General features: G+C 70.7%; 29 protein-coding genes and 1 tRNA gene. 10 read left to right on the top strand and 20 right to left on the bottom strand.

Annotated elements, in window-relative coordinates:
* Positions 1–48: 48 nt before the first annotated feature.
* Entirely contained in the window at positions 49–1,194 is a 1,146-nt protein-coding gene (locus tag ABH929_RS15760) for an AI-2E family transporter (RefSeq protein ID WP_123291852.1), read from the top strand.
* 63 nt (positions 1,195–1,257) lie between these two features.
* On the top strand, positions 1,258–1,686 hold the full coding sequence (locus tag ABH929_RS15755) for a BLUF domain-containing protein (RefSeq protein ID WP_263090010.1): 429 nt from the start codon (positions 1,258–1,260) through the stop codon (positions 1,684–1,686).
* Here the strand turns inward: ABH929_RS15755 and ABH929_RS15750 are convergent.
* From ABH929_RS15750 to ABH929_RS15735, 4 genes are all read right to left on the bottom strand, one after another.
* Positions 1,649–2,281, bottom strand: coding sequence for a ScbR family autoregulator-binding transcription factor (locus tag ABH929_RS15750; RefSeq protein ID WP_263090008.1), 633 nt, complete (start codon positions 2,279–2,281; stop codon positions 1,649–1,651). The two genes, ABH929_RS15755 and ABH929_RS15750, sit on opposite strands and share 38 nt — an antisense overlap.
* A gap of 156 nt (positions 2,282–2,437) precedes the next feature.
* Positions 2,438–3,811, bottom strand: a complete 1,374-nt coding sequence (locus ABH929_RS15745; RefSeq protein ID WP_404561866.1) for an ABC transporter substrate-binding protein — start codon at positions 3,809–3,811, stop codon at positions 2,438–2,440.
* Between the two features lie 24 nt (positions 3,812–3,835).
* Positions 3,836–4,777: a carbohydrate ABC transporter permease gene (locus ABH929_RS15740; protein ID WP_111084668.1), complete on the bottom strand. Its 942-nt coding sequence runs from the start codon at positions 4,775–4,777 to the stop codon at positions 3,836–3,838.
* A 15-nt stretch (positions 4,778–4,792) separates the two neighbouring features.
* Positions 4,793–5,770, bottom strand: coding sequence for a carbohydrate ABC transporter permease (locus tag ABH929_RS15735; RefSeq protein WP_228506149.1), 978 nt, complete (start codon positions 5,768–5,770; stop codon positions 4,793–4,795).
* Between the two features lie 200 nt (positions 5,771–5,970).
* On the opposite strand from ABH929_RS15735, the gene ABH929_RS15730 reads away from it, so the two are divergent.
* Positions 5,971–7,203, top strand: coding sequence for a Gfo/Idh/MocA family protein (locus ABH929_RS15730; RefSeq protein WP_404561865.1), 1,233 nt, complete (start codon positions 5,971–5,973; stop codon positions 7,201–7,203).
* 74 nt (positions 7,204–7,277) lie between these two features.
* Positions 7,278–8,291 (top strand): LacI family DNA-binding transcriptional regulator, encoded by a 1,014-nt coding sequence (locus ABH929_RS15725; protein WP_263090000.1) that lies wholly within the window; start codon positions 7,278–7,280, stop codon positions 8,289–8,291.
* A 57-nt stretch (positions 8,292–8,348) separates the two neighbouring features.
* On the opposite strand, the gene ABH929_RS15720 is transcribed toward ABH929_RS15725, so the two are convergent.
* Together ABH929_RS15720 and ABH929_RS15715 are read right to left on the bottom strand one after the other, a co-directional pair.
* The gene (locus ABH929_RS15720; RefSeq protein ID WP_263089999.1) at positions 8,349–8,783 is read right to left on the bottom strand and encodes a hypothetical protein; all 435 of its coding nucleotides are present in this window, start codon (positions 8,781–8,783) and stop codon (positions 8,349–8,351) included.
* A gap of 89 nt (positions 8,784–8,872) precedes the next feature.
* A complete protein-coding gene (locus ABH929_RS15715) occupies positions 8,873–9,334 on the bottom strand; it encodes a winged helix-turn-helix transcriptional regulator (protein WP_404561864.1) in 462 nt (153 codons plus the stop codon).
* An 85-nt stretch (positions 9,335–9,419) separates the two neighbouring features.
* On the opposite strand from ABH929_RS15715, the gene ABH929_RS15710 reads away from it, so the two are divergent.
* A complete protein-coding gene (locus ABH929_RS15710) occupies positions 9,420–10,115 on the top strand; it encodes an SDR family oxidoreductase (protein WP_404561863.1) in 696 nt (231 codons plus the stop codon).
* A 323-nt stretch (positions 10,116–10,438) separates the two neighbouring features.
* Positions 10,439–10,630 carry a hypothetical protein gene (locus ABH929_RS15705; RefSeq protein WP_404561862.1) on the top strand — a complete coding sequence of 64 codons (192 nt, stop codon included), beginning with the start codon at positions 10,439–10,441 and terminating at the stop codon, positions 10,628–10,630.
* A 10-nt stretch (positions 10,631–10,640) separates the two neighbouring features.
* On the opposite strand, the gene ABH929_RS15700 is transcribed toward ABH929_RS15705, so the two are convergent.
* The 5 genes from ABH929_RS15700 to serS all read right to left on the bottom strand — a co-directional run bounded on the left by ABH929_RS15700 (position 10,641) and on the right by serS (position 14,041).
* Positions 10,641–11,204, bottom strand: a complete 564-nt coding sequence (locus ABH929_RS15700) for a GrpB family protein (RefSeq protein WP_404561861.1) — start codon at positions 11,202–11,204, stop codon at positions 10,641–10,643.
* Positions 11,201–11,743, bottom strand: a complete 543-nt coding sequence (locus ABH929_RS15695; protein WP_404561860.1) for a GNAT family N-acetyltransferase — start codon at positions 11,741–11,743, stop codon at positions 11,201–11,203. Before ABH929_RS15695 ends, ABH929_RS15700 begins: the two co-directional genes overlap by 4 nt.
* Positions 11,743–11,830: transfer RNA gene (locus tag ABH929_RS15690), tRNA-Ser, on the bottom strand. The genes ABH929_RS15695 and ABH929_RS15690 overlap by 1 nt, the downstream gene beginning before the upstream one ends.
* 88 nt (positions 11,831–11,918) lie before the next feature.
* The gene (locus ABH929_RS15685; RefSeq protein ID WP_263089988.1) at positions 11,919–12,782 is read right to left on the bottom strand and encodes an HAD-IIB family hydrolase; all 864 of its coding nucleotides are present in this window, start codon (positions 12,780–12,782) and stop codon (positions 11,919–11,921) included.
* On the bottom strand, positions 12,779–14,041 hold the full coding sequence (gene serS / locus ABH929_RS15680; RefSeq protein ID WP_404561859.1) for a serine--tRNA ligase: 1,263 nt from the start codon (positions 14,039–14,041) through the stop codon (positions 12,779–12,781). The genes ABH929_RS15685 and serS overlap by 4 nt, the downstream gene beginning before the upstream one ends.
* Before the next feature lie 72 nt (positions 14,042–14,113).
* Between serS and ABH929_RS15675 the strand changes: the two genes are divergently transcribed.
* Positions 14,114–15,190, top strand: a complete 1,077-nt coding sequence (locus tag ABH929_RS15675; protein ID WP_263089987.1) for a diacylglycerol kinase family protein — start codon at positions 14,114–14,116, stop codon at positions 15,188–15,190.
* Between the two features lie 140 nt (positions 15,191–15,330).
* Here ABH929_RS15675 and pheA read toward each other — a convergent pair whose 3' ends face one another.
* The 4 genes from pheA to ABH929_RS15655 are packed head-to-tail and all read right to left on the bottom strand — an operon-like array spanning position 15,331 to position 18,759.
* A complete protein-coding gene (gene pheA / locus ABH929_RS15670; protein WP_404561858.1) occupies positions 15,331–16,287 on the bottom strand; it encodes a prephenate dehydratase in 957 nt (318 codons plus the stop codon).
* Positions 16,288–16,340: 53 nt separating this feature from the next.
* Positions 16,341–16,886: a MarR family winged helix-turn-helix transcriptional regulator gene (locus ABH929_RS15665; RefSeq protein ID WP_123291838.1), complete on the bottom strand. Its 546-nt coding sequence runs from the start codon at positions 16,884–16,886 to the stop codon at positions 16,341–16,343.
* 29 nt (positions 16,887–16,915) lie between these two features.
* Positions 16,916–17,380 carry a hypothetical protein gene (locus tag ABH929_RS15660; protein ID WP_404561857.1) on the bottom strand — a complete coding sequence of 155 codons (465 nt, stop codon included), beginning with the start codon at positions 17,378–17,380 and terminating at the stop codon, positions 16,916–16,918.
* On the bottom strand, positions 17,377–18,759 hold the full coding sequence (locus tag ABH929_RS15655) for a molybdopterin-dependent oxidoreductase (RefSeq protein ID WP_404561856.1): 1,383 nt from the start codon (positions 18,757–18,759) through the stop codon (positions 17,377–17,379). The genes ABH929_RS15660 and ABH929_RS15655 overlap by 4 nt, the downstream gene beginning before the upstream one ends.
* A 21-nt stretch (positions 18,760–18,780) precedes the next feature.
* Here ABH929_RS15655 and ABH929_RS15650 point away from each other — a divergent pair, with 21 nt between their 5' ends.
* The 3 genes from ABH929_RS15650 to ABH929_RS15640 are packed head-to-tail and all read left to right on the top strand — an operon-like array spanning position 18,781 to position 21,533.
* A complete protein-coding gene (locus tag ABH929_RS15650; protein WP_404561855.1) occupies positions 18,781–20,220 on the top strand; it encodes a glycosyltransferase 87 family protein in 1,440 nt (479 codons plus the stop codon).
* 5 nt (positions 20,221–20,225) lie between these two features.
* Positions 20,226–21,290, top strand: coding sequence for a GTP 3',8-cyclase MoaA (moaA, locus tag ABH929_RS15645; protein WP_263089979.1), 1,065 nt, complete (start codon positions 20,226–20,228; stop codon positions 21,288–21,290).
* A gap of 3 nt (positions 21,291–21,293) precedes the next feature.
* Positions 21,294–21,533, top strand: a complete 240-nt coding sequence (locus ABH929_RS15640) for a MoaD/ThiS family protein (RefSeq protein ID WP_404561854.1) — start codon at positions 21,294–21,296, stop codon at positions 21,531–21,533.
* Positions 21,534–21,668: 135 nt separating this feature from the next.
* On the opposite strand, the gene ABH929_RS15635 is transcribed toward ABH929_RS15640, so the two are convergent.
* From ABH929_RS15635 to ABH929_RS15615, 5 genes are read right to left on the bottom strand one after another with little or no spacing between them, the layout of a single operon-like run.
* Entirely contained in the window at positions 21,669–22,769 is a 1,101-nt protein-coding gene (locus ABH929_RS15635) for a calcium:proton antiporter (RefSeq protein ID WP_404561853.1), read from the bottom strand.
* 12 nt (positions 22,770–22,781) lie between these two features.
* Positions 22,782–23,807, bottom strand: coding sequence for an ABC transporter ATP-binding protein (locus tag ABH929_RS15630; protein ID WP_404561852.1), 1,026 nt, complete (start codon positions 23,805–23,807; stop codon positions 22,782–22,784).
* Positions 23,804–24,604 (bottom strand): ABC transporter permease, encoded by an 801-nt coding sequence (locus ABH929_RS15625; RefSeq protein WP_263089974.1) that lies wholly within the window; start codon positions 24,602–24,604, stop codon positions 23,804–23,806. The genes ABH929_RS15630 and ABH929_RS15625 overlap by 4 nt, the downstream gene beginning before the upstream one ends.
* Positions 24,605–24,607: 3 nt before the next feature.
* Positions 24,608–25,408 carry a molybdate ABC transporter substrate-binding protein gene (gene modA, locus ABH929_RS15620; protein WP_404561851.1) on the bottom strand — a complete coding sequence of 267 codons (801 nt, stop codon included), beginning with the start codon at positions 25,406–25,408 and terminating at the stop codon, positions 24,608–24,610.
* Complete coding sequence (locus ABH929_RS15615; protein WP_263089972.1) at positions 25,405–25,821, bottom strand: molybdopterin-binding protein; 417 nt, start codon at positions 25,819–25,821, stop codon at positions 25,405–25,407. The genes modA and ABH929_RS15615 overlap by 4 nt, the downstream gene beginning before the upstream one ends.
* Positions 25,822–25,868 lie beyond the last annotated feature (47 nt).

The following is a 25,868-nucleotide window of genomic DNA, read 5'->3' as shown; positions in this document are numbered from 1 at the left end:
GAGCGCGGGTCCGGGCGCGCCGCCCCGCGGATCGGTACGGTCGATCCCATGCCGTTCTTCCGCGACAGCCCCCAGCCGACCACCCCCTCGAAGATCCAGGCGGCGTGGTCCGACTCGACGGGCCGCCTCGCGACGCGGTGCCTGCAGGTGATCATCGTCGTCGTGGTCATCGCCGGCGTCGTCTACGCCGGCAGCGTGCTGAGCGTCGTCACCATCCCGGTGCTCCTCGCGCTCATCATCGCCTCGGCCATGCACCCGATCGTGTCCTGGTTGCGCAAGCACAAGGTGCCGTCGGTCCTCGCGACCCTCGCGGTGCTCATCGGCGTCCTCGCGGTGCTCGGGCTCATCGGGTGGCTCATCGTCGTCGCCGTCGAGAACCAGTGGTCGCAGCTGCAGAAGTCGGCCGTCGACGGGTTCCAGCAGTTGCAGGACTTCGCGAAGAACCTGCCCATCTCGATCTCGGACAAGCAGGTCGACGACGCCGTGGCGTCCGTCACCGACTTCATCACGAGTGCGCAGTTCGGTTCCGGTGCCCTGGCCGGCGCCTCGGCCACCGCGAACTTCCTGACCGGCCTCGTGCTGATGATCGTGGTGCTGTTCTTCTTCCTCAAGGACGGCCCGAGCATCTGGGAGTTCCTGCTCCGCCCGTTCACCGGTGAGCGCTACGACCGTGCACGCCGGGTCGGCGACCGCGTCGTCTCGACCCTCGGCGGGTACGTCCGAGGCACCGCCACGGTCGCGGCCGTCGACGCCATCGGCATCGGTGTCGGCATCGCGATCGTCGGCGTCCCGCTGGCACTCCCCCTGGCCGTCGTCGTGTTCATCACGGCCTTCATCCCGATCGTCGGTGCGACCGCGGCCGGCATCCTCGCGGCCCTGGTCGCGCTCGTCGCACTCGGTCCCGTCCAGGCGCTCATCGTCGTCGGGATCGTGATCCTCGTGAACCAGCTCGAGGGCAACCTGCTCCAGCCGGTGCTGATGGGTCGCACCCTGAAGCTGCACGGCCTGGTCATCCTGATCGGCCTGACCGCGGGCACCGTCCTGGCGGGCATCACCGGCGCCATCATCTCGGTGCCGTTGCTGGCCGCCGCGTGGGGCGCGATCCTGGTCTGGGACGGCCCGAACACCCCCGCGCGTCCGTGGCGCAAGAAGCGCAACGAGGACGTCACGGCCCACGAACTCCCCGCCGACTGAGCTCCGGGGCGTTCTGCGGACATCCGTTTCGCGCAATCGCGCCCGTCGCACGAAGATGAACACGTGCTCGTCTCCATCGTCTACATGAGTCGCGCCGTCGTCCCCTTCGACGACGGCGACCTCGCGACGCTGCTCGACGGCTCACGGCTCCGCAACGAGGCGCTCGGCGTCTCCGGGCTGCTCGTCGTGAAGGGCGGCCGCTTCATGCAGTTGCTCGAGGGTCCCGCGTGGAGCGTCGACGACCGGTTCGCCGCGATCAGCCGTGATCCGCGGCACGGCGAGGTGAAGTCGCTCATCCGCGAGGACATCGAGCGACGACGCTTCGACGGCTGGTCGATGGCCTACCGCTCGCTCGACGACGCCGACGTCCACGCGGAGCCGGGCTTCAGTCCGTTCCTGTCCGGCGGGACGGACTTCCCGCGGTCGTTCGACCGCACGAGCGCCGCGTGGCTGCTCAAGTGGTTCCGCGACCGCGAGCTCCACGACCGCTGAACGCCTCGTCGACGACTCCGAGCAGCCGGTCGCGGTGCGCCGGGTCCGCCGTGGCCGTCAGCACCACCCGCCACATCGTCGCGACGGCGGGGAACAGGTCGGCTCGCCCGGTGCGGACGTCGGACACCAGTTGCACGCCCGTGAAGTACGGCACGACGGTGGCGCCGAGCTGCTCCGCGGTCAGGTCGGTGCGGAGCTCGCCGCTCGCGATCGCCAGCCGGAACACGTCGACGATCCCGCCGATCCACTGTTCGTAGAAGCTGACCGTCGCCGCGTGGAACTCACCGCGCTCCAGTGACAACCGGATGCCAGCCCGCACGATCGGGTCGGTCCGCAGCAGGTCCGCGATGGCTCGTGAGGCACCGACCAGGGCGGCTGCTGGCGACTGCTCGGTGTGGCTCACGACGTCGAACGTCCGCACGTTCTGCTCGTCGATCACGCCGAGCGCCAGGGCCAACTTGGTCGGGAAGTGGAAGTGCAGCGCCCCCTGCGAGACGCCCGCCCCGCGGGCGATGGCCGCGATCGTCGCGGCGGCGAAGCCGACGCGGTCGAACTCCTCCGCAGCGGCCACGAGGATCTGCTCACGTCGTTCCACGTGACCAGTCTCACGGACGGGAGGCGCGGTGCGGGCCCGCACCGCGCCTCTCCCCACCGACACGGCCGACACGCCGCTGGCGCGTCGCGCCGGAACCGGCGGCGTGGGCCCAGTCCGATCGTGGTCGCGTCAGACCGCGTCAGGCGACCCGCGCGCTCAGGTGAGCGCCAGCAGGTTGTTGACCTGCTCGTTGATGCCGGTCAACGTCGAGATCGGCTTGCCGTTCGCGTAGACGTTGTCGAAGGCCGGCTGCAGCAGCGCCTGCACGTCCGCCGGGTTGCGGGTGACGGGGAACAGGAAGGTGGTCTTCTCCTCGACCTGCCGCGTGAAGGCCGACACGTCCAGCCCGCGCTTCCGGAACGACGCGACCGCTGCCTCGGTACCGGCGGGACGGGCCGGGAACACCACGCCTGCGCGGCCGACGATCTCCTGCGCGGTGTCGCTGCCGAGGAACGCGACCCACTTCGCCGCCGCCTCCGGGTCCTTCGCCTGCTTCGTGATCGAGTCGCCGAGCCCGTTGAACATCGACGCCCGCTTGCCCGTCGGCCCGATCGGCGTCGGCGCGACGGCGATGTCGAGGTCCTGCATGTTCAGGTACGTGCCGATCATCCACGAGCCGTTGAAGGACAGCGCGCACTTGCCCGCGCCGAGCTGGACGTCCGGACCGGTCGTCGTCGAGAAGACGCCGTACTTCGCCATGTAGCCCTTGTCGGCCAGGCGGTAGTACCAGGCGAGGGTGTCCTGCACGGTCTTCTCGTCGTAGCGGAACCTGTCGCCCCACGGGTTCTCGTTCGTGTAGAACCAGTCCGTCGACCCGGTGAAGGGCGACCACTGCGTCTGGCCGAAGCCGTCGCCGCCGGACCCGTTCGACGAGATGCCGTAGACCTCGACGTGCTCCTTGTCGAACCCGGGCTCGTCACCCCGCCGACCCTTGGCGTCGATGGTCAGGTGCGCGAGCATCCGCTCGAACGAGCCGCCGTCGTCGGGGTTCCACTCGAGCGTGGCGAGCTCGTCGTCGGAGACGCCGGCCTGCTGCATCGCCTTCCGGTCGTAGAACATCGCGATGGTGTCCCAGTCCTTCGGCGAGCCGTAGCGGTGCCCGTCCTGGCCCTTCCACAATTCGGCGAGGCCGGACTGGTAGTCGTCGTCGCTGATGGACTTCGTCGCGTCGAGCTCGTCGAGCTTGTAGAGCACGTCGAGGTCGGAGAACTGCGGGAACTTCGTCAGGTGGTCGGTGAAGACATCCGGCGCGGTGCCGGCGATGAACCCGGCCGTCAGCTTGGTCCAGTAGTCGGCCCACCCGAGCTGGGTGATCTGGACCGTGATGTCGGGGTTCTCACGGTGGAAGGCCTTCGCGACCTGCTGGTAGGCGGGCAGCTGGTTGGAGTCCCAGAGCCAGTAGCTCACTGTGCGGGCGCCGCTCTTCGACGCGGTCCCCCGGCTCGGGGACGAGCAGGCGGCGAGCGCACCGAGGGCGAGAGCTGAGGCGCCGCCGGCGAACAGTGCGCGGCGGGAGAGGGTGTTCGTCATGGTGTGGTCCTGTCCGAGCCGGGGCTACTTGATCCCGGAGAAGCCGATGGAGTTGACGATCCGCTTGGCGAAGACGCCGAACAGCACGATCATCGGGAGCGCCGCCACGAGGGTCGCGGACATGAGCCCGGCCCAGTCGGTGCCGGACTGCGGGGACTGCGACTTGAAGACGCCGAGTGCGACGGTGAGCACCCGCGAGCTGTCGGTGTAGGACACCATGAGCGGCCAGAAGTAGTCGTTCCAGCTTGTGATGTACGTCAGCACGGCGAGCGTCGCGATCGGCGCGGCGGCCATCGGGATGACGAGCCGGAAGAACACCCGGACCTTGCCCGCGCCGTCGATGAGCGCGGCCTCCTCGACCTCCTTCGAGATGCCGAGGAAGAACTGCCGCAGGAAGAACACCGCGAACGGGGTCATGAACATCGTCGGCAACGCGATGCCGAGCAGGTTGTCGACGAGCCCGAGCTGCTTGATGAGCGTGAAGTTCGGCAGCAGCGTGAAGATCGCGGGCACCATCAGCCCGGCGAGGAACACCCCGAAGACCTTGTCGCGTCCGGGCCAGCGCAGTCGGGCGAAGGCGTACGCGGCAGCGGCCGAGAAGAACACCTGGCCGACCGTGACGAGCGTCGACACGATCACGGAGTTGAGCAGGTACCGCCAGAAGTTCAGGGCAGCGCCGGAGCCACCCTGGGCCAGGGCCTCCTCGGTGGACTGCAGGCCGAGGACCCGCTCGAACCCGCCCAGGCTGAACCCGACGGGCAACAGTGACGTCGGGTCGGAGTTGATCGCACCGTTCGACGACAGGGCGGTGCGCAGGATCCAGTAGAACGGGAACAGGGTGACGACGATGACGATGATCATCGCGACCCAGGCGAGGACGCGGCCGACCGACGGACGGCGACGGTGGCCGGCTCCGAGTCGGGGCGGACGCTTCGTGGTGACGGAACGGGTGAGGGTCGTGGTCATGGTGCGGCGCTCCGTTCAGTCCAGGTCCGACTCACCCGAGCGGGTGAGGCGGTACTGGATGATCGTGATGATGCTGAGGACGATGAGGAGCGCGACCGAGACCGCGGACGCGTAGCCGAACTGGAACCGGCCGAACGCCAGGTTGTAGATGTAGTTCTGCACGACGTTCGTGGCGTTCGCGGGGCCGCCCTGCGTGGTGACGGCGACGGTGTCGAACACCTGGAACGACCCGATCACGGTGATGATGAGCACCAGGGACAGGATCGGGCGGAGCAGCGGCACCGTGATGCGCCAGAACATCTTCCACTCGCTCGCACCGTCGATGCGGCCGGCTTCGTAGACGGTCTCGGGCAGCGACTGCAGTCCGGCGAAGATCAGGAGCGCCGTGTAGCCGACGTGCCGCCACACGTTGATGAGCGCGATCGACGGGATGCCCCAGACGTCGCTCTGCAGGAACGGGATGCGGTCCAGGCCGAGGGCCGCGAGCATCTCGTTGCCGATGCCGAGCTGGGTGTCGAGGATCCACAGCCAGACGAGCGCCGCGACGACGTTCGACACCAGGTAGGGCGCGAGGACGATGCCGCGCACGAAGGTCGACTTCGTCAGGCGGTGCATCATCACCGCGATGAAGAGCGCGACGACCGTCTGGATGACGATGTTGATGAGCACGTACTCGATCGTGACGACCATCGAGTGCCAGAAGATCGAGTCCTGCACGAGCCGGGCGTAGTTCTGCAGCCCGGTGAACTCCGGCTCGGTGAGCAGGTTGTAGGACGTGAAGCTCAGGTAGATGCCCCGCACCGTCGGCCAGGCGAGGAACACCACGAAGCCGATCGCGGCCGGCGCGATGAACAGCAGCGCGAGCCACAGGTCGTTCCGGGGACGGCGGCGGCGTGGGACGGTGGTGCGGGCGAGCGGGAGGTCGGCTGCCCGGCTCCTCCGTCTCGTGCTGGCGGTCGTCAAGGGTGACGACACAGGGCTCTCGGTGGCCATCGCGACTCCTTCGTCTGCGGTGGACTGACGTGCAGCAGTCCGTGAGCCGGGAATCTACACGTGGGGACAGCGGGCGGCAAGAGGCTCTTTCACGGTTCAATTCTGGGGTTGTCACGTGTAGACAATCGTGTCAGGATGGCGCTCGATCGCATCGGCGCGACCTGCCCGGCGACGCATCCCTCACCTTGGAAAGGTCACTGATGATCTCTGTCGGAATGGTCGGCGCGGGCCAGTTCGCCCCCCAGTTCGCCAAGCTGTTCAAGCTCCACCCGGACGTCGACCGCGTCTTCGTGACCGACCTCGTCGACGACCGTGCGTCGGAGCTCGTCGAGTCGCAGCACCTCGACGGCACGTTCGCCGACTTCGACGCCGTGCTCGCCTCGGACGTCGACGCCGTCGCGATCTTCACCCAGCGCTGGACGCACGGCCCCCTCGTCGTCAAGGCGCTCCGAGCCGGCAAGCACGTCTACTCGGCGGTGCCGATGGCGATCTCGGTCGACGAGATCCGCGACATCATCGAGGCCGTCCGCGAGACCGGGCTCACCTACATGATGGGCGAGACGAGCTACTACAACCCCGCGACGGTGTTCGCCCGCAAGCAGGTCGCCGACGGCGCCTTCGGCCGGGTCTTCTACTCCGAGGGCGACTACGTGCACGACATGGACCTCGGGTTCTACGCCGCGTACCAGTTCAGCGGCGGCGAAGACTGGAAGCGCACCGCCAGCTACCCGCCCATGCTGTACCCGACCCACTCGGTCGGCGGCGTCCTCGGCGCGATCCCCGGCCACGCGGTCAGCGTCAGCTGCATCGGCGTCAAGGACGACCGCGGCGACGGCGTCTTCGACAAGGACGTCAGCCAGTTCGACAATGACTTCTCGAACGCCACGGCCCTGTTCGAGCTCGACAACGGCGGCGTCATGCGCATCAACGAGATGCGCCGTGTCGGCTACCCGTCGCACATCCGCGAGTCGCGCTTCCGCTACTTCGGCACCGAGGCGAGCTTCGAGCAGCTCGCGAAGGTCAGCGTCTGGCAGGACAAGGAGGACTCGCACGACATCAGCGACAAGATCAACACGCAGGCGACGATGGACCTCGACGACCCGCGTCTCGCCGGGGTCGACCCCTCGCTGCGCGACGCGTTCGTGTCCGGGTACGCCGAGGTGCACGACACCGACCGCCTGCCCGCCGAGTACGCCGGCGTGCCGACCGGGCACGAGGGCTCGCACCAGTTCCTGGCCGACGACTTCGTCCGCGCCGTCGTCGACCGGACCCTGCCGCCGGTGAACGCCTGGACCGCCGCGCGCTTCACACTGCCGGGCATCATCGCCCACCAGTCGGCCCTGCAGGGGGGCGCACGCCTCGAGGTGCCGGACTTCGGGGACGCCCCGGAGACGACCTCGGCGGTGCCCTCGTCTAGTATCGCCAGCGAATAGCAAGTGGCGTTCGGGTGTCGGTCCACACGGGCCGGCACCCGAACGCGACTTCCGACCCGACGAAGGTGGCACCCGTGACCGTCCCGACGACCCCGAGGGCGGTCACCCGCGCCGACGTCGCCCGGTACGCCGGCGTGAGCACCTCGGTCGTCAGCTACGTCGTGCACGACGGCCCCCGCCCCGTGGCGGCCGCCACCGCCGCCCGGGTCCGTGACGCCATCCGGGTCCTCGGGTACCGCCCGAACGCCAGTGCCCAGGCACTGCGCACCGGATCGTCGAAGATGCTCGGGCTCATCGTGCCCGAGCTCGACAACCCGTTCTGGTCCGAGCTCGCCGTCGAGGTCACCCACGCCGCGGCCGCCCGAGGCTACGACGTCCTGCTCGCCAACAGCGACGGTGACGGCACCCAGGAACGCGAGCGGCTCCGCAGCCTGTCGGCACGGCAGGTCGACGGCATCATCCTGACGAGCATCATGACCCACCCGGACCTGTCCAACGTCTCCGACCCGGGCATCCCGCTCGTCCTGCTCAACACCTTCTTCGAGGTCCCCGACTACGCGAGCATCGGCGTCGACGCCCTGCGCGGCGCCCACGACGGCACCCGGCACCTGGTCGAGCACGGCTACGGGTCGATCGGCCTGGTGATGGGGCACGCCGGCTCGATGGAACTCCGCGAACAGGGCTGGATGCGGGCCCTGCGCGACGCCGGGCTACCGGACGGCCCGATCGTGCGCTGCGACTTCACCCGGCGGGGCGGGTACGAGGCCGGCCTCCGCATGTTCGCGGACGGGACGGGACCCCGCGCCGTCTTCGTCAGCTCGGACATGCAGGCCGTCGGCGTGCTGCGCGCACTGTGGGAGCTCGGCCTGCGCGCGCCGGAGGACGTGGCGATCGTGTCGTTCGACGGCGGTGCCGAAGCGGACTACACGAACCCGCAGCTCACGACGGTCCGGCAGCCGATCGAGACGATGGCGACCGCCGCCGTCGACCGCGTACTCGGGCTCGACGCGGACAACCAGTGGCACCGCGACCTGGTGCCCGCCGAGTTGGTCCTCGGCGCGAGTTGCGGGTGCGACGTGCGTCGCTGACGCACCCACCAGACGGACGGGAGGCGCGGGGCGGGCCCGCCACGGGCCTCCCGTCCGTCAGCTGGCCGTGTTCACCCACATGCTGCCTCGTGATCGCTTCCACCACGGCCGGCGTTCCGCCTCCTCGTAAGCGGCCAGCCAAACGGCAGCGACCCGTGACTTCAGCTGCCGAACAATGGCGCTGAGGAAACAAACGACGAAGAAGATCACCGTCGCGGTGACGATCACGACGTAGAACACGAGGCTGAACCCGAAAGCGGCATCGGAATCCGACGCCGCGATCGATGAGATGACCGATGATGCGGTCGTCGCCAAGATGGCGAACATCGCTGTCCCCGCTCCGAGCAGCTGCAAGAACATGCCCGGACCGAGCTGCGATCGATCTCGCAGTTCCCCGAGGACCTTCTGCCGCAGATCCGCGTCCTTCGCTGCGCGTAAGTACGCAGTCACGTCCACCTCGGTCGGCACGCGCCCGTTGGTCCGCTTCGGCATGAAGTGCTTCCATCGATCCTGCTCGGGCACGGTGTCGGTTCGGTCTCGTTGTCCCACATCGATCGCTATCGGCACCGCACACGACCGCGTCACATGTCGGACCCACGCTCCATGACGGCGGTGAGCCGCTGGAGCGGCACACGCTGCTGGGACTCCTGCGTCACCGCGACCGCTTCGACCGGCTCGCCGGAATCAGTGTCGACGAAGCGCAGGTCCGACGTCAGCTCGGACGGCCGGTACCGGTCGGCCCAGCCGCCGAGTGCCAGCAGCACCAGCGAGAGGTCGCGGCCGGCGTCGGTGAGCACGTACTCCTCGCGCGCCCGGGCGCCCTCCGGCTTGTAGGTCGTGCGCTCGAGCACTCCCCCGTCGACGAGGGAGGCCAGTCGTGCAGTGAGGACCTCGCGCGGGACGCCGAGGCTCTGCTGGAACTGACTGAAGCGCGTGGAACCGGCGAGGGCGTCGCGCACGATCATGAGCGTCCACTTCTCGCCGAGGACGTCGAGGGACCGTGCGATGGGGCAGCGCTCGTCGCCGCCGAGGATGCCGAGCATATGTTCATCCTAGCTGGGTTCGATTTCCGGACACAACGTGCTAGGTTCGGTTTCCGCACTCAACTTCTCTCGTCTGGAGCCCCACATGACCGACCTCACCAACGCCATCGTCCTCGTCACCGGAGCGAACGGCGGCCTCGGCGCCGAGTTCGTCCAGCAGGCCCTGGACCGCGGCGCCGCCAAGGTCTACGCGACCGCCCGCACCCCGCGCACCTGGGACGACGAGCGCATCGTGCCGCTCACCCTCGACGTCACCAGTCAGGAGAGCGTCGACGCCGCAGCCCGCGCCGCAGCCGACACCACGATCGTCGTGAACAACGCCGGGATCGCCGGCGCCGACCCGCTCGTCGACACCTCGGTCGCGGAGGTCGAGCGCATCTTCGCGACGAACGTCTTCGGCGCGCTCCGTGTCGCCAAGGCCTTCGCCCCCTCGATCGGCGGCGGCGCACTGGTCGACGTGCACTCGGCCCTGAGCTGGGTCGCCCTGGCCGGCGCGTACTCGGCGTCGAAGGCGGCGTTCTGGTCCATCACGAACTCGCTCCGCCTCGAGCTCGCACCCCAGGGCACCCAGGTCGTCGGCGCACACCTCGGCTACACCGACACCGGCATGACGGCGGGGCTCGACGTCGAGAAGTCCGACCCGGCCGACATCGTCCGGCTCATCTGGGACGCCGTCGAGGCCGGCGAGCACGAGGTACTGGCCGACCAGGTCAGCCGTGACGTCCGCGCCGGGCTCAGTGCGCCGCTGACGGCGCTGTACCCGGCGCTCGCCAGCGCCTGAGGCTCGTTCTCGTCGGGGCGGTGACGGTTCTGGTTCGCGAACACCGGGATGCGCGAACCAGGACCGTCAGTCACCGCAGGCGACTTCCCTCGCCCTGCAGGTACCCTGGCCCGATGACGGCGGGGGAAGCGTCTGCTCGGCAGCGCGGCGGGTGGACATCCCGCGGGCGCGCTACGGCCTTCTGGGTGACGGCGGCGCTCGGGACGGTCGCGGGCTACGCCACGTAGCTCTGGCTGTACCTCGCGTCGGACGTCGACAACCGGCGTTCGGCTGACGACTACGCTCACCCGAACGAGGGCGCCCTGTCACTCGGTCTCCCCGTCGTGGTGCTGGCGCACGCGATCGGCTTCGGGTTGCTCCTGCTCACCGCCCGACGCGCCCGTCGCGACCGTCGGTCGGCGTGGTGGTTCGCCGCGGTCGCACTGCTCACGGGCTCCCTCGTCGGGATGGCGGCGCTGATGCCGCTCACCGAGGGCCACCTCCTGATGCCGTACCCGCCCGCGTTCGCGCCGTGAGCGCCACGGCTCAGCCGCGGGCGCCTCTGTCGGTGATGTCGCGGTTCACTTCGGTGATCGCGGCGCGCTCCTCGACGGAGATGCCTGCGGCAGCCAGGACGCGGCTGAGCACGCCGCTCTTCCGCTCGATGTAGTCGTCGATGTCCTCGGCCTCGGCGGCCGCCCGGCGCTTCACGGCGGCGTACTCCTCGCGCAGGACCGGGTCGGCGCACAGCACGTCGCGGACGGCGAGGTGGTTCCGGAGCGAGAGCGATCCGGCGGTGGCGACGTAGGTGTTGCTCGGGGCGAAGCGCTCCGGTGTCCGGAAGGCCTGCCGGTCGGGGACACCGAGGTCTCCCCGTGGCTCGAACCCGATCGCTGTCAGCGATGCGACCGCCGCCGCGACTTCTTCGGGATCGACCACGATGTCCACGTCGATGACGGGCTTCGCTGCCAGGCCGGGTACCGAGGTGCTGCCGACGTGTTCGATGCTGCGGTACCGAGCGCCGGCGGCGTCGAGAGCCGCGGCGTACGCGTCCCGCAACACCGCGAACCGCTCGGGCCACGACGGCTGGTACTCGACGACCTCGATCATCGAGTGCGCCGCGTGGCAGGCGGTGGTGCGAGGAGCTGGAACATGACGTGGTCGCGCCATGCTCCGTTGATCGTGATGTACTCCGGCGCGAAACCGTACCGGGTGAAGCCAGCGGACTCGAGGGCACGCTGCGACCCGATGTTCTCCGGCAGCGTCTCGGCCTGGACGCGGTGGAGTCGGAGGACGTCGAACGCGTGGGCAGCAGCAGCGGCGACGGCGCGGGAAGCGTGGCCCTGGCGCAGCCGGTCGGCGCGGATCCAGTACCCCATCGCACACGACTGCAGGGCTCCGCGGGTGATGCCGCTCAGCGTGATGCGCCCGAGGAGCTCACCGTCGGTCGACTCGATCACGAACGGGACCGCGGTGCCGGCGCGCTCCGCAGCGAGCGACTGCACGATCACGTCGTGCTGCCCCTGCTCGGTGAAGTACGCCGGTGCCCGGGACGGCTCCCACGGGCGCAGGTGCTCGGCGCTCGCGGTGATGACGGCGGCGAGCGTCGCCGCGTCGTCGACGCGGAGCAGGCGCAACCGGGTGTCCATGGCGGAGGGTGTGGGATTCGAACCCACGAGACATCTCTGCCCACCTGTTTTCAAGACAGGCTCCATCGGCCGCTCGGACAACCCTCCAGTGACGCGACCACGTGGCGAGACGTGACCGCGTCCCCGGAAGTCTAACGGGCCTCCCGTCCGCCGTGCGCGTCAGCGCATGCCGGGGTCAGCGCGGCAGGGAGTCGAGCGCCGCTGCCAAGCCGTCGTCGGACACCCCACCGGTGAGTTCGTTGCCGGCGTCGACGACGTCGTCGGGCGCCTGGCCCATCACGACGCCACGGCCTGAGGTCGAGGCCCACCGGAGCATGTCGATGTCGTTGCGACCGTCGCCCGCGGCGAAGACGCGCGACCGGGGGATGTCGAGCCACTCGCGCACGCGTTCCATGGCGGTGGCCTTCGTCACGCCCTCGGGTGCGATGTCGAGCCACGCGGTCCAGCCGACGGTGTACGAGACCTTGTGCAGGCCCATGTCCTCGACGATCTGCAGGAACTCCTCGAGCCCGTGCTCCGGCGAGATCACGACGACGCGGGTGGCCTCGACCGTGAGCAGCTGCTCGAACGGCACCAGCTCGCCGGCGTTCGTCATGGTGTCGGCGGGGAAGTTCTCGGACAACCGGAAGTGGCCGGTCTCGTCCTCGACGCCGAAGGCCGCGTTCTCCAGGGCACCGCGGATGGTCTGCAGCACGTCGCTCGGGTCGAAGTGCTCGACGTGGATGCGCTCGTAGGACCCGTCCGGACGACGGGCCAGGGTCAGCGCGCCGTTGGCGCAGACGAGGTACTTCGGCTCGATGCCGAGGGTCTCGAGCAGCGGTACCGTCATGCCCTCGCTGCGGCCCGTGGAGAGCATGACCTCGTGCCCGGCGGCCTCGGCATCGCGCACGGCGGCGACCACCGACTCGGTGATGACGCCGTCCTCGCGCATGGTGGTGCCGTCGATGTCGAGCGCCACCAGCCACCGCTTCGTGCGGGCGGGAGCACCGGCGCCCGCGCCCTGCGCCGCACCGTCCACGAACCGCCCCTGCGCGCTCATCGGGGTTCGATCACCTCGACGCCACCGAGGTAGGGGCGCAGCACCTCGGGCACGACGACGGAGCCGTCGGCCTGCTGGTGGGTCTCGAGGATCGCGACGATCCAGCGGGTGGTCGCGAGGGTGCCGTTCAGGGTGGCGACCGGGGCGGTCTTGCCGCTCTCGGTGCGGTACCGGATGTCGAGGCGACGAGCCTGGAACGTCGTGCAGTTCGACGTCGAAGTGAGCTCGCGGAAGGTGCCCTGCGTCGGGACCCAGGCCTCGATGTCGTACTTCTTCGCCGCGCTCGTGCCGAGGTCACCCGCGGCGACGTCGATCACGCGGTAGTGCAGCCCGAGGTCCTGCAGCATCTGCTCCTGGTACGACACGAGCTTCTCGTGCTCGGCCTCGGCCTGGTCCGGGTGGACGTAGGCGAACATCTCGAGCTTGTTGAACTGGTGCACGCGCAGGATGCCGCGGTTGTCCTTGCCCGCCGAGCCGGCTTCGCGCCGGTAGCAGGTCGACCAGCCGGCGTAGCGGTGCGCGGTGTTCTCGATGTCGAGGATCTCGTCGGCGTGGAAGCCCGCGAGGGCGACCTCGCTCGTGCCGGTCAGGTACAGGTCGTCGGCCTCGAGCCGGTAGACCTCGGCCGCGTGCTCACCGAGGAAGCCGGTGCCCGCCATCGTCTCGGGGCGGACGAGCGTCGGGGTGATGAGCGGTTCGAACCCGGCGGCGATGGCGCGGTCGAGTCCGAGCGACATGAGCGCGATCTCGAGCCGCGCGCCGAGACCGCGCAGGAAGTAGAAGCGCGACCCGGAGACCTTCACGCCGCGCGGGATGTCGATGATGCCGAGGTGCTCACCGAGGTCGGCGTGGTCCTTCGGCTCGAAGTCGAACTCGGGCTTGGTACCGACGATGCGGAGGGTGACGAAGTCCTCTTCACCACCGGCGGGGACGCCGGGCAGCACGACGTTCGGGATGGCGCGCACGACGGAGTTGAAGGTCTCCTCGGCCGCGGTGACGGTCGCCTGGGCTTCCTTCACCCGAGCCGAGAGCGCCTGGGCCTGCTGCACGAGCGCGGCCTTCTCGTCCTTCGGGGCCTTGGCGACGGTCTTGCCGAAGGCGTTCTGCTCGGCGCGGAGCGACTCGAACGCGGTGATCGCGCTGCGTCGGGCGGCGTCGGCGGCGACGGCCTCGTCGACCACGGCGACGGATGCACGGCGGGACTCCTGCGAGGCCTTGATGACGTCCGGGTTGTCACGAAGCAGCTGGGGATCGATCACCGCTCCATCCTAGAGGCGAGGACATGGGGAGGAACCCGCCGCTCGCAGCGTCCGGTCGGTACCGTTGGTCGCATGTCGACCCCTTCGGAGACCGCGCCCGCGGACCAGGACGCCCTCCCCACCGAGCACCGGACGGCAGCCGTGGTCTACAACCCGGTCAAGGTCCACCTGCCCACCCTCAAGGCCACCGTCGAGCAGCACCAGCAGGAGGCCGGCTGGTCCGAGACCCTGTGGTTCGAGACCACCGAGGAGGACCCGGGCGGAGGCATGGCACGCGCAGCACTCGACGCCGGGGCGGACGTCATCGCCGCCGCGGGTGGTGACGGCACCGTGCGCGCCGTCGCCGAGGTCGTGCACGGCTCCGGTGCCGCGCTCGCACTGCTGCCGAGCGGCACGGGCAACCTGCTCGCCCGCAACATGAAGCTCCCCCTCGACGACCTTGCGAGCAGCGCGCACACGATCTTCTCCGGCCACGACCGGTCGATCGACTTCGGCCTGATCGGCATCGAGCGGCCGGACGGGGACCGCGAGCAGTTCGGCTTCGTCGTGATGGCGGGCCTCGGGCTCGACGCCCGGATGATCGCGAACACCCGCCCCGAGCTGAAGAAGCGCGTCGGGTGGCTCGCCTACCTCGACTCGTTGCTGCGTTCCGTGCGGGACACCGACGGCTTCGAGTTCAAGTACCGGCTCGACGAGTCGGCCCGCAACGGTTCGGTGCGCGCGCACTCGGTGATCGTCGGCAACTGCGGCATGCTGCAGGCCAACGCGATGCTCCTGCCCGACGCCGAGATCGACGACGGCGTGTTCGACATCGTCGTGATGCGACCCCGCGGGTTCTTCGGCTGGGTCCGGATCGGTGCCCGGGTGTTCTGGGAGAACGGCATCCTGCGCTGGTTCCGTCGCTCAGCACTGTCCGACACCCTGATCGGTCGACGCATCACGACGGCCGCGAAGCAGGAACGCCCGCTGCGGTACATGCGCGGCGAGGAGTTCACGCTGCGGCTCGAGAAGCCCGACGAGTTCGAGATCGACGGGGACCCGGTGGGCGAGATCACGGCGTTCCGCGCGCGGATCGACCCCGGTTCGCTGACCGTCAAGGTGCCGACGGTGGAGCCGCGGCCGAGCCGGGTGCGCGGCCGCAAGCGCTGAGCGGTGCGCGGGCGGTGCGGCCGGTGCGCGGTTGCTCACTCGGTGCGAGGTTGTTCGGGCGCACGGAGTGATCAACCTCGCACCGAGCGGCAGCAGCGGGCAGCAGCGGCCGACAGGCAGCGCCGGCCGATCAGCAACCGTCAGCCCGCGTCGGGCTCGCCGGACACGATGGCGCGCAGCCAGTCCCGGGCCTCGACGAACGCGGCGTCCGAGTAGCGCGCCGGCACCTCGGGCTGCGCGCCGTCGGCACGCGGGTACGAGCCGAGGAACGTCACGCGCGGGCTGAACCGGCGCAGGCCGAGCAGCGCGTCCGCGACCCGCTCGTCGCGCACGTGCCCGTCGAGGTCGATGACGAACCGGTAGCGGCCGAGCTCGTCACCGATCGGGCGTGACGACAGCAGCCCCATGTTGATGCCCCGCGTCGCGAACTGCTCGAGCATGTCGACCAGGGCGCCTGGGTGGTCGGCGGGCAGCTCGACGATGACGCTGGTCTTGTCGGCGCCGGTCGGCTCGGGCAGCGCCAGCGTCTTCGACACGAGCACGAAGCGGGTGACGGCCGAGGCGTTGTCGCCGATCGACGACGCCAGCACGACGACGTCGTGGTGGTCGGTGATGCCGGGCGGTGCGACGGCGGCGTCGGCGGTGGGGTTCGCCTCGAGCAGGGCGAGCGCGGCGGCGACGTTGGACGACGCCGGGATGTGACCGTGGCCGGGCAGGTTCGCCTCGAGCCAGTTGTGGGTCTGCGCGTACGCCACCGGGTGGGCGTTCACGGTGCGGACGTCGGCGAGCACGGTGCCGGGGCGCGCGACGAGCACGAAGTCGACCGGGACCAGGTACTCCCCCACGATCCGCACCCCGGGAATCCGGGCGAGGGCGTCCTGCGTCGCGCTGACGCCACCGTCGACGCTGTTCTCGATCGCGATGACCGCACCGACCGACCGGCCGGACATGACGTCGTCGAGGGCTTCACCGACGTTGTTGACGCTCCGCCACGGCTTGCCTGCCGCGGCCTCGACGAGCTTCAGGGCCGCCTCGGTGAAGGTGCCGGCGGGTCCGAGGTAGGAGTACGTGTCGGACGGCGCGGCGGGGTCGGTCATGGGCCGAGCCTATTGCAACGACCGAGCCTGCAGCGCCGGGCGCACAGCGCCGTTCAGTCGGTGCTGGCGCCGGTCAGCCGGGCCTCGCAGATCGCGGTGTCGTCGTCGTCCCGCGGGTACGTCAGGGCAGCGAACCGCCCCTCGGGGTCGAGCCGCGTCAGCAGTGCGGCCGCGATGCCGTCGAGCTGGACGACCTGCTCGTCGCTCAGGGCGTCGATCACGACGTGGCGTGCGGTGCGGACGTGGTCCGGAGCGGCCTCGACGATGGTGGCGTACCCGGCGTCGGTGAGCCGGACGTCGGTCGCCCGGCGGTCCGAGGTCGACGGGCAGCGCGTCACGAGCCCGCGCTTCTCGAGCCGGGACACCACGTGCGACAGCCGGGGCAGCGAGGCGTTCGTGGCCGAGGCCAGGGCCGACATCCGCAGCGTGCGGCCGTCGGTCTCGGAGAGCATCGCGATGACCATGTAGTCGAAGTGCGTCAGGTCGGCGTCGCGCTGCAGCTGTTGGTCGAGCGCGGCCGGCAGGAGTTCCATGACGGCCACGAGCTTCATCCACGCGCGCAGCTGCTCGCGGGTGAGCCACGGGGTCTCGTCGGTCATGTCTGCATCCTACCCGAATGGTTGTCGGTTCAACCAGTGGCGCGCGCACCGTCGACGCGCGGGCCACCGGAACGCGACCGCCGCGCCCGGACCACCCCGATGACGAGCACCGCCACCACCACGAGCAGCAGCACGCCCTCGACGATCAGCAACCGCGTGCCGTAGTCGAACGGCAGGATCGTGGGGTTCTTCTGCCCGTGCCGCTTCGCCGCGATCTCGGGCAGCACCACGAGGGCCAGCACGCTGCCGAGCACGATCACCGTCTGCACCACGACGAGCACCCACGCCCGGAGCGACCGTCCCGCGCGACGCAGGAGCAGTCCGGCGCCGACGACGAACGGCGACAGGATCGCGTCGTGCAGGATCACCGCGCCGAGCAGCCAGGCGGCCAGCCCGCCGATGCGCTTCGGAGACACGGACGTCACCAGGACGTAGGCGCCGAACGCGATCACCAGCACGCCGAGCACGACGAGCACGATCCGTGCGGCCTTCACCGCAGCACCTCGATCTTCTCGATCCACTTGGTCTGCAGCACGCCCGGTCGCCCCGGGGCGATGATCCGCGCCGGGAACCCGTGGTCCAGGTCGAGCGTCGAACCGTTCAGCTCGAGCGCGACCAGGGTGGTCGGGTCCTCGGCGTACTCCGGCCCCATGTCCATGATCCGGTAGCCGCCGTGCCGTTCCAGGCTCGTGACGCGCACGTGCGAACCGGGTTCGGCCTGCACGGCGCCGAGCAGGTCACGCATCCGCACGCCCTTCCAGCTGCCCATCTGGCTCCACCCCTCGACGCACGAGATCGGCAGGTCGACCTCGGTGGTGCCGAGCGCGACGAGTTCCGCGCGCACGAAGGTCCGCGTCACGTCGGGTCCGACGACCGTCAGCGTCCAGTCCGCGGCGGTCGCGCTGGCGAGCACCCCCGCCGCGCGGGCGGTGCGGTTGACCGGCAGGCCGTTGGCGCCGAGACCGCGCTGGCGCGCGCCGAACACGTTGAACGGTTCGGCGAGCTTCGAGGACTGCCCCGCCGTCAGGGCGACGACGCCGACGACCGCGGCCGTCACGCCGCCGAAGAACCCGCGTCGTGCGATCCGCTGGCGTCGGCCCTGTGCGCGATCGTCGACCGACCGGGAGGCCCGGGTCGGCTCCGGCACGTCGGCCGTCGGTTGGTCGGGGGCTGCGTCGACCGCGTCGACGCCGTCGATCCAGCGGAACACGCGGCCGAGCAGGCCGGGGGCCGTCGAGCCGGCCGTCTCGGCGACCGCAGCCGGCGGGGCGGACGCGGGGCGGGCCTCCCGGACGGGTGGGAGCAGCTCACTGCCGGACGCGGGATCCGCGATGAACCGGCCCTGCTCGTCGTAGGAGTCGCGCTTCCGCCAGTAGCGGGCGATCACCGGCAGCTTCGACGCGATGTGGATGACGAGCGACCCGATGATCACGTACGCCATCGCGTTGTGGACCTGACGGAACGGGAACGGCCACGGGTACCACTGGTACGTGTTGAGCAGGCCGGTCGTGACCTGGATGATCGACGCCGACACGAGCACGGCGATCGACAGCCGCTCGAACAGGTGGAGCACGCCGCGCACCGGCGGGACCTGCACCAGCGCGGGCATGACGGTGTTGAGCTTGGCCAGCAGCAGCGGGATGATCGCGATGCCGGTGGTGATGTGCAGGCCCTGTGTGAACTGGTAGAGCTGCGTCGGCCGGGTCGGGAACCGCATCCAGCCGAGGGGCTCCTGCAGCAGGTGACTGTAGATGCCGGTGCCGAAGCAGACCACGAAGGCGATGCCGAGCAGTCGTCCGAGCACCACCGCGGAGCGCGCGTTCCGGTTCGGCGAGGCCAGTGCGGCCCGCGCCTCGAACAGCAGGCGCCGCACGCCCGCTAGCCTCGACGGACCATGAGCGACCGACTGCGTTCCGTCCGACCGTCCTCCGCCGTCGGCCCCGGTGCCCGCCTCGCCCTCGTGGGAGCGGTCGTCGGAGTACTCGCCCTCGCGGGCGTCATCGCCTTCGGCGTCACGCATCTGGGGTTCCTCCGATCCGGCACTCGTTCGTCATTCGTTGCGTGGACGCTGATCGCTTGGACGGTGTTCGTGATCGCCGTGCTCGCGCTGCGGTTCGTGCCCGCCCGGTGGACGACCGCCGTGGTCGTGGTCGGGGCAGTGGTGGTCGGTCTCGCGGCGTTGGCCGGCCCCCCGAGCACGAGCACCGACTCGGCGCGGTACGCGTGGGACGGCATCGTCCAGCATGCCGGAGTCTCACCGTACGCGCACACACCCCAGTCCACGGCACTCTCCGGGCTGCGGCCCGACTGGCTGTTCCCGGACAAGGTGAACGGCACGTGCGACGACCTCAAGCCCCGGTTCCGTGGCCTCGGCGACGGTGCGGACGGCCACTGCACCCCGATCAACCGCCCCGACGTGACGACGATCTACCCGCCGATGGCGCAGCTCTGGTTCGCCGCGGTCCGCGCCTTCGTGCCGGCGACCGCGCAGTACATGCCGTTCCAGGTCGCGGGGCTGCTGCTGTCGCTCCTCGTCACCGTCGCCCTCGTCGTGGTGCTGCGGAAGACCGGTCGCCCGACGTGGTGGGCCGCACTCTGGGCCTGGTCGCCGCTCGTGGCCTCCGAGGCCGTGACGAACTCGCACGTCGATGCCCTCGGCGCGGCGCTCGCGACCGCGGGTGCCGTGCTCGTCGCGTTCGGCCGACCGATCTGGGGCGGGATCGCGCTCGGAGCGGCCACGGCCACGAAGCTCATCCCCGCGATCGTGTACCCGCCGTTGCTCGGCCGGTGGCGTTCCTGGTGGGCGATCCCGGTCGGGATCGCCGTGTTCGGGCTGCTCTACGTGCCCTACGTGCTCACGACCGGGCTCGACGTGCTCGGGTACCTGCCCGGGTACCTGAGCGAGGAGGGCTACGAGGACGGCTCGCGCTTCGCTCTGGTGTCGATGGTCTTCCGTGGCGACGCCGCAACGGTGGTGGTCGGGCTCGCCGTGCTGCTCGCCGCCTTCGTCGCGTGGCGACTGTCCGACCCGTCGCGGCCGTGGTCCGGCGAGGTCCTGATGATCGGCGTCACCTTCCTCGCCGTGACCCCGCGCTACCCCTGGTACGCGCTGCTGCTCATCCCGTTCGTGGTGCTGTCCGGGCGGTGGGAGTGGCTGTCGATCGGGCTCGCCATCGCGCTGCGCGGGGTGTGGCCGTCGACGGACGCCTACCGGTGGTGGCTGCTCGCCGCCGTGGCCGTCATCGTGGTGGTGACGCTCCTGCGCACGAGCCGGTCGGACTGGCGACGCTGGTGGGAACGGCTGTCGTTCCGGCGCGTCGAACACGTACGCTGAGCCGCATGGCACCCGCGACCCTGCTCGGCACGACCGTGGACCCGGCGTCCGCCGGGCTCGTCGACCGCTTCGGGCGTCGTGCGATCGACCTGCGGGTGTCGCTGACCGAACGGTGCAACCTGCGCTGCACCTACTGCATGCCGGCCGCCGGGCTGCCCTTCGCCCCCGACGACGCCCTGATGACCGCCGCCGAGATCGAGCGGCTGGTCCGGATCGGGGCGTCGCGCTTCGGCGTGCGCAAGGTGCGCTTCACCGGTGGCGAGCCGATGCTCCGGCACGACCTGGTCGACGTGATCGCCCGGTGCGCCGCGCTGCCCGACGCCCCGGAACTGTCGCTCACCACGAACGCCATCGGTCTCGCCCACCGCGCCCAGGCCCTGTACGACGCCGGGCTGCGGCGCGTGAACGTGTCGCTCGACACCGTCGACCCGGACGTGTTCACCACCGTGACCCGCCGCCCGTTCCTCGACAAGGTCATCGCCGGGCTGTCCGCCGCCCACGACGCCGGCCTCGACATCAAGGTCAACGCGGTGCTGCTGCGCGGGATCAACGACGAGGCCGCGCCGGAGTTGCTGCGCTGGTGCCTCGACCGGGGCTACGAGCTGCGGTTCATCGAGCAGATGCCGCTCGACCCCGACCACGCCTGGGACCGCACCGAGATGGTGACCGCTGCCGAGACCCGGGCGATGCTGGCGTCGTCGTTCGTGCTGACGCCGGACGAGGCCCCGCGTGACGGCGCCCCGGCCGAGCGGTACCGGGTGCACGCACGCGACCACGCCGCTGCGTCGGGCATCGGCGTGCTGCTCGGCACCGTCGGGATCATCGCGAGCATCACCGAGTCCTTCTGCGCCGATTGCACCCGCACCCGGTTGACCGCCGACGGCAACGTCCGGAGCTGCCTGTTCTCCGACGCGGAGACCGACGTCCTCGGGCCGATGCGCGCCGGGGTCTCCGACGACGAGGTGACCGAGCTGTGGCGCCGGGCGATGTGGGCGAAGCCGCGCGACCACGGCGACGACAGCGACGAGCTCGTGCACCCGACGCGCGGCATGAGCGCGATCGGCGGCTGAGACATGACCACGATCCGGTTCTTCGCCGCTGCCCGGGCGGCGGTCGGTGCGGACACGCTCACCACCGCGGCCGGCACTCTCGACGAGGCGCTGCGCGAGGTCACCGCTGCCGACCCGTCGCGCTGGAGTGCGTTGCAGGAGCGGTGCTCGTACCTGGTCGACGGCGTGACGACCCGCGACCGCAGCACCGAACTGTCCGGAGTCGGAGTCGTCGACGTCATGCCCCCCTTCGCCGGCGGCTGAGCGGCGCGCTCGTTCTTTCCCAGAACGCCCACAATGCCTGGTGTTTCCGGGCGTACCGGGGCAGAACTTCCGACCAGGTACGCCCGATCCGGCCAGGTACGCCGCCCGGCCGCCGCCGCCCGGCCGCCGCCGCCCCTACGGCGAGACGGACAGCACGATGAACGCGGCGAAGATCACCAGGTGCACCCCACCCTGCAGTCGCGTCGCCCGACCCGGCAGCACGGTGAGCACCGCGGCGACGATCGTCAGCGCGAGCAGCACGATCTGGGACGACCCGAGCCCGAGCAGCAGCGTGCCCGGCATGAACAGCGACGCCACCGCGATGGAGGGGATCGTCAGACCGATCGACGCCATCGCCGACCCCATCGCCAGGTTCAGGCTCGTCTGGATCCGGTTGCGGGCGGCGGCCTTCGACGCCGCGATGCCCTCGGGCAGCAGGATGAGCAGCGCGATCACGACACCGACGAACGACGGCGGGAAGCCGACCGCGGCGACGCCGGCCTCGATCGCGGGCGACTCCACCTTGGCGAGCCCGACGACGGCGACCAGGGCGACGACCAGCAGCCCGAGCGACACCAGGGTGGTGCGACCGGACGGGCGTGCGGCGTGGGCGTCCTCGGACTCGACGAGCACCCCGCCGGCACGGTTGACCGGCAGGAAGAAGTCGCGGTGGGCTAAGGTCTGCGTCACGACGAACAGCCCGTAGAGCACGATCGACGCCACTGCGACGAAGACGAGCTGCGTCCCGGTGAAGGACGCGTCGTCGGTGCCGGTGGTGAACGTCGGCAGCACCAGGGTCAGCACGGCGAGCGCGGCTACCGTCATCGTCGCGGCACTCGCGCCCTCCTGGTTGAACCGGACGGTGTTGTGCCGGAGCGTCCCGATCAGGATCGCGAGGCCGACCAACCCGTTCATCGTGATCATCACGGCCGAGAACACCGTGTCACGCGCCAGGGTCTCGGCCTGGGCACCACCGGAGCTCGACAACGAGATGATCAGCGCGACCTCGATGATCGTGACCGCGACGGCGAGCACGAGTGAGCCGAAGGGTTCCCCGACCCGGTGCGCGACGACCTCGGCGTGGTGCACCGCCGCGAGCACGGTGGCGGCGAGCACGACCGCGACGATCGCCACGACCACGGTGCCGAGTCCGTAGCGGCCGTACGAGAACGCGAGCACGACGGCCGCCAGGATCGGGATGGCCACGGGCCACGCCTTGGGGAACCAGGAGGTCATCCGCCCATTGTCTCAACCGCGCGGCGCGTACACCGCCAGTTCCGAGGCCGGGACGTGCACGCGGACGGCGTCGCCGGGTCCGATCCCGAGTGCCGTGACGCGCGACAGGGTCAGGTCGGCGACCAGGTCACCGGCGCGCACCCGCACCAGACCGTCGCGCGGTTCGAGCGACGTGACGGTGCGCTCCGGTCCGGAGCCGTCCCGCGTGAGCACCGCGGCCGTCGGGTGGAAGGCGCCCAGGGCGGGCCGACCGGGAGGCACGGCGTGCGTCCCCGACGCCAGCTCGCCCCCGCCGTCGGTCGCGATCCCACCCGCGGTGGCGGTCCCGCGCACCAGCGCGAGTCCGGAGAACGCCGCCGCGAAGGCACTCGTGGGCCGTCCGAGCACGGCCGTGGGAGTGCCGTCCTCGACGACCCGGCCGTGCTCGACGACGACGACCCGGTCGGCCAGGGCGACGACCTCGACCGGGTCGTGCGTGACCAGGACGCTCGGGCGCCCGCCGATCGCGGTCCGGAGGGCGGCACGGACCTCGTCGCGTGCGGCGACGTCGAGCGCCGACGTCGGTTCGTCGAGCAGCAGGACCGCCGGGTCGGTGGCGAGCGCCCGGGCGATGGCGACGCGTTGTGCCTGGCCGCCGGACAGCGCGTCGGGGCTCCGTCCTGCCAGGTCGTCGATGCCGACGGTCGCCAGGGCACGGAGCGCGCGAGCACGGGCCGCTGATCTTCGGATACCGGCGGCCCGCGGGCCGAACGCCACGTTGCCGATCACGTCGAGGAACGGGAACAGGTCGGGTCGCTGGGCGACGAGTCCGATGCGGCGGCGGTGGGCGGGGACGGTCCGCCGCTGGTCCGACACGACGGTGCCGCCGAGGGCCACCTGGCCGGCGTCGATCGGCAGCAGGCCGGCGAGGGCCTCGACCACGGTGGACTTGCCCGCCCCGTTCGGCCCGATGACGGCCACGCACTCCCCCGCCGCGACCTCGAGGGCGACGTCGACCCCTCGTCGCTCGACGACGATGCGCGCGGTGACCCCGGTCACGCTGCCACGCCCCGGGTCCGGAGCGACGAGGCGCCGATGACCACGACGGCGACCACGACGAGCACGACCGCCAGTGCCACGGCGGTGTCCGGATCGACCTCGCGCTGCAGGTAGATCTCCAGCGGCAGGGTCCGGGTGACCCCCTGCAGGCTGCCCGCGAACGTCAGGGTCGCGCCGAACTCCCCGAGCGCTCGCGCGAAGCAGAGCACCAGCCCGGAGACGATGCCGGGCAGGACCCTCGGGGTCGTGACGGTGAGGAACGTGCGGGTGGGACCGGCACCGAGGGTCGCGGCGACCCGCTCGTACCGGTCCCCCTCGACGCGGAGCGCGCCCTCGATCGAGGACACCAGGAACGGCATGGCGACGAACGTCTGCGCGATGACGACCGCCGTGGTGGTGAACGCGATGTGCAGGCCGTGGTCGTCGAGGAACGCCCCGACCACCCCGAGGCGACCGAACGCCGCCAGCAGCGCGAGTCCGCCGACGACGGGCGGCAGCACGAGCGGCAGCAGCACGACAGCGCGGGCGACCCCCACCCACCGTGACCGGGACCGGGCGAACAGCACGGCGAGCGGGTACCCGAGCCCGAACGCGACGGCCGTGGCGGTCAGCGCGGTGCCCAGGCTGAGCCCGAGGGCCGTGAGCGACGCCGTCGAGGTGACGAGGGCGACGAACGACGACCAGTCGACCCGACCGAGCATCGCGAGCACGGGGACGACGACGAACAGGCCGCCCAGCACCGCGGGCAGCGGGAGCCACCAGGCGACCGGTGGCCGTCCGTCAGCCCGCGAGGCCACGGGTCACGGCTTCCCGAACCCGGCGGCGGTGAGCACCTTCTGGCCGGTGGCGGACCGGACGTAGTCGGAGAACGCCTGCGCGAGCTCCGGGTCCTCGGACTCCTCGAGCACGCCGATCGGGTACGTGTTGACGGCTCCGCTCGACTCGTCGAACGGGACACCGTCGACCTTGCCGTCGGCACCCTGCACGTCGGTCACGTAGACCAGCCCGGCGTCGGCCTGACCGGACTCGACCTTGCCGAGCACGTCGGTGACGGACTGCTCCTCGCTGACGGGCTGCAGGTCGACGCCCGACGCGGACTCGACCTTCGCCGTCGCGGCACCGCACGGCACCGGGACTGCGCACGTGACGAGCTGCACGCCGGGACGGGTCAGGTCGTCGAGGCTCGTGATGCCCTTCGGGTTGCCCGGCGCGACGGCGATCTCGAGGACGTTCGTCGCGAAGTCCCGCGGTGACCCGCTCGCCAGGTCGGTCGCGGACAGCTTCGCCATGTTCGCCTCGTCGGCGGACGCGAACACGTCGGCGGGGGCACCGTTCTGGATCTGGGTGACGAGGTCGCTCGAGCCCGCGAACGAGAACTCGATCGAGGCGCCGGGGTGCGCGAGCTCGAAGTCCTTGCCGAGCGTGGTGAAGGTCTTCTGGAGCGACGCCGCCGCGAACACCGTGATCGAGCCCGACACGTCTGCGTCCGCGCTCGACGACGACGACGACCCGGCCGGAGCGTCGGCGGTGGAACACGACGCCAGGCCGAGCGCCGCGACGACGGCGAGGGGCACGAGCAGCGAGCGGGGACGACTGGTCATCGGGGGTCCTCCTGGTGGGTGGGCGCCTCGACGGTGACCATCGTGGCCTTGACGGACGCCACGGCGACGGACCCGACCTCGAGCCCGAGGTCGCGCACCGCCTCGGCGCTCATGAGCGAGACCACGCGGTGCGGGCCGCACTGCAGTTCGACCTGCGCCATCACGGTGTCGACGACCAGGTCGGTGACGATGCCGACGAAGCGGTTCCGTGCCGAACTCTTCACACCGGTGTCCGGGGCGGCCAGCTCGGTGCTCCGCGCCCGGGCGTACTCGGCCACCTGCCGACCGTCGACGACGGCGCGACCGGCGTCGTCGGTGGCCCGGCTGAAGGTGCCCCCGTCGACGAGGCGGCGCACGGTGTCGTCACTGACCCCGAGGAAGGCGGCAGCGTCGCGTATCCGCAGTTGCGTCATGATGCGACGATCCTAGCCGCGGAAGCGGCGCTCTGGACCGGATCCGT

This window comes from Curtobacterium sp. AB7, assembly GCF_044909335.1.
Classification (GTDB): domain Bacteria; phylum Actinomycetota; class Actinomycetes; order Actinomycetales; family Microbacteriaceae; genus Curtobacterium.
This window is presented reverse-complemented; position numbering and strand designations above follow the sequence as displayed.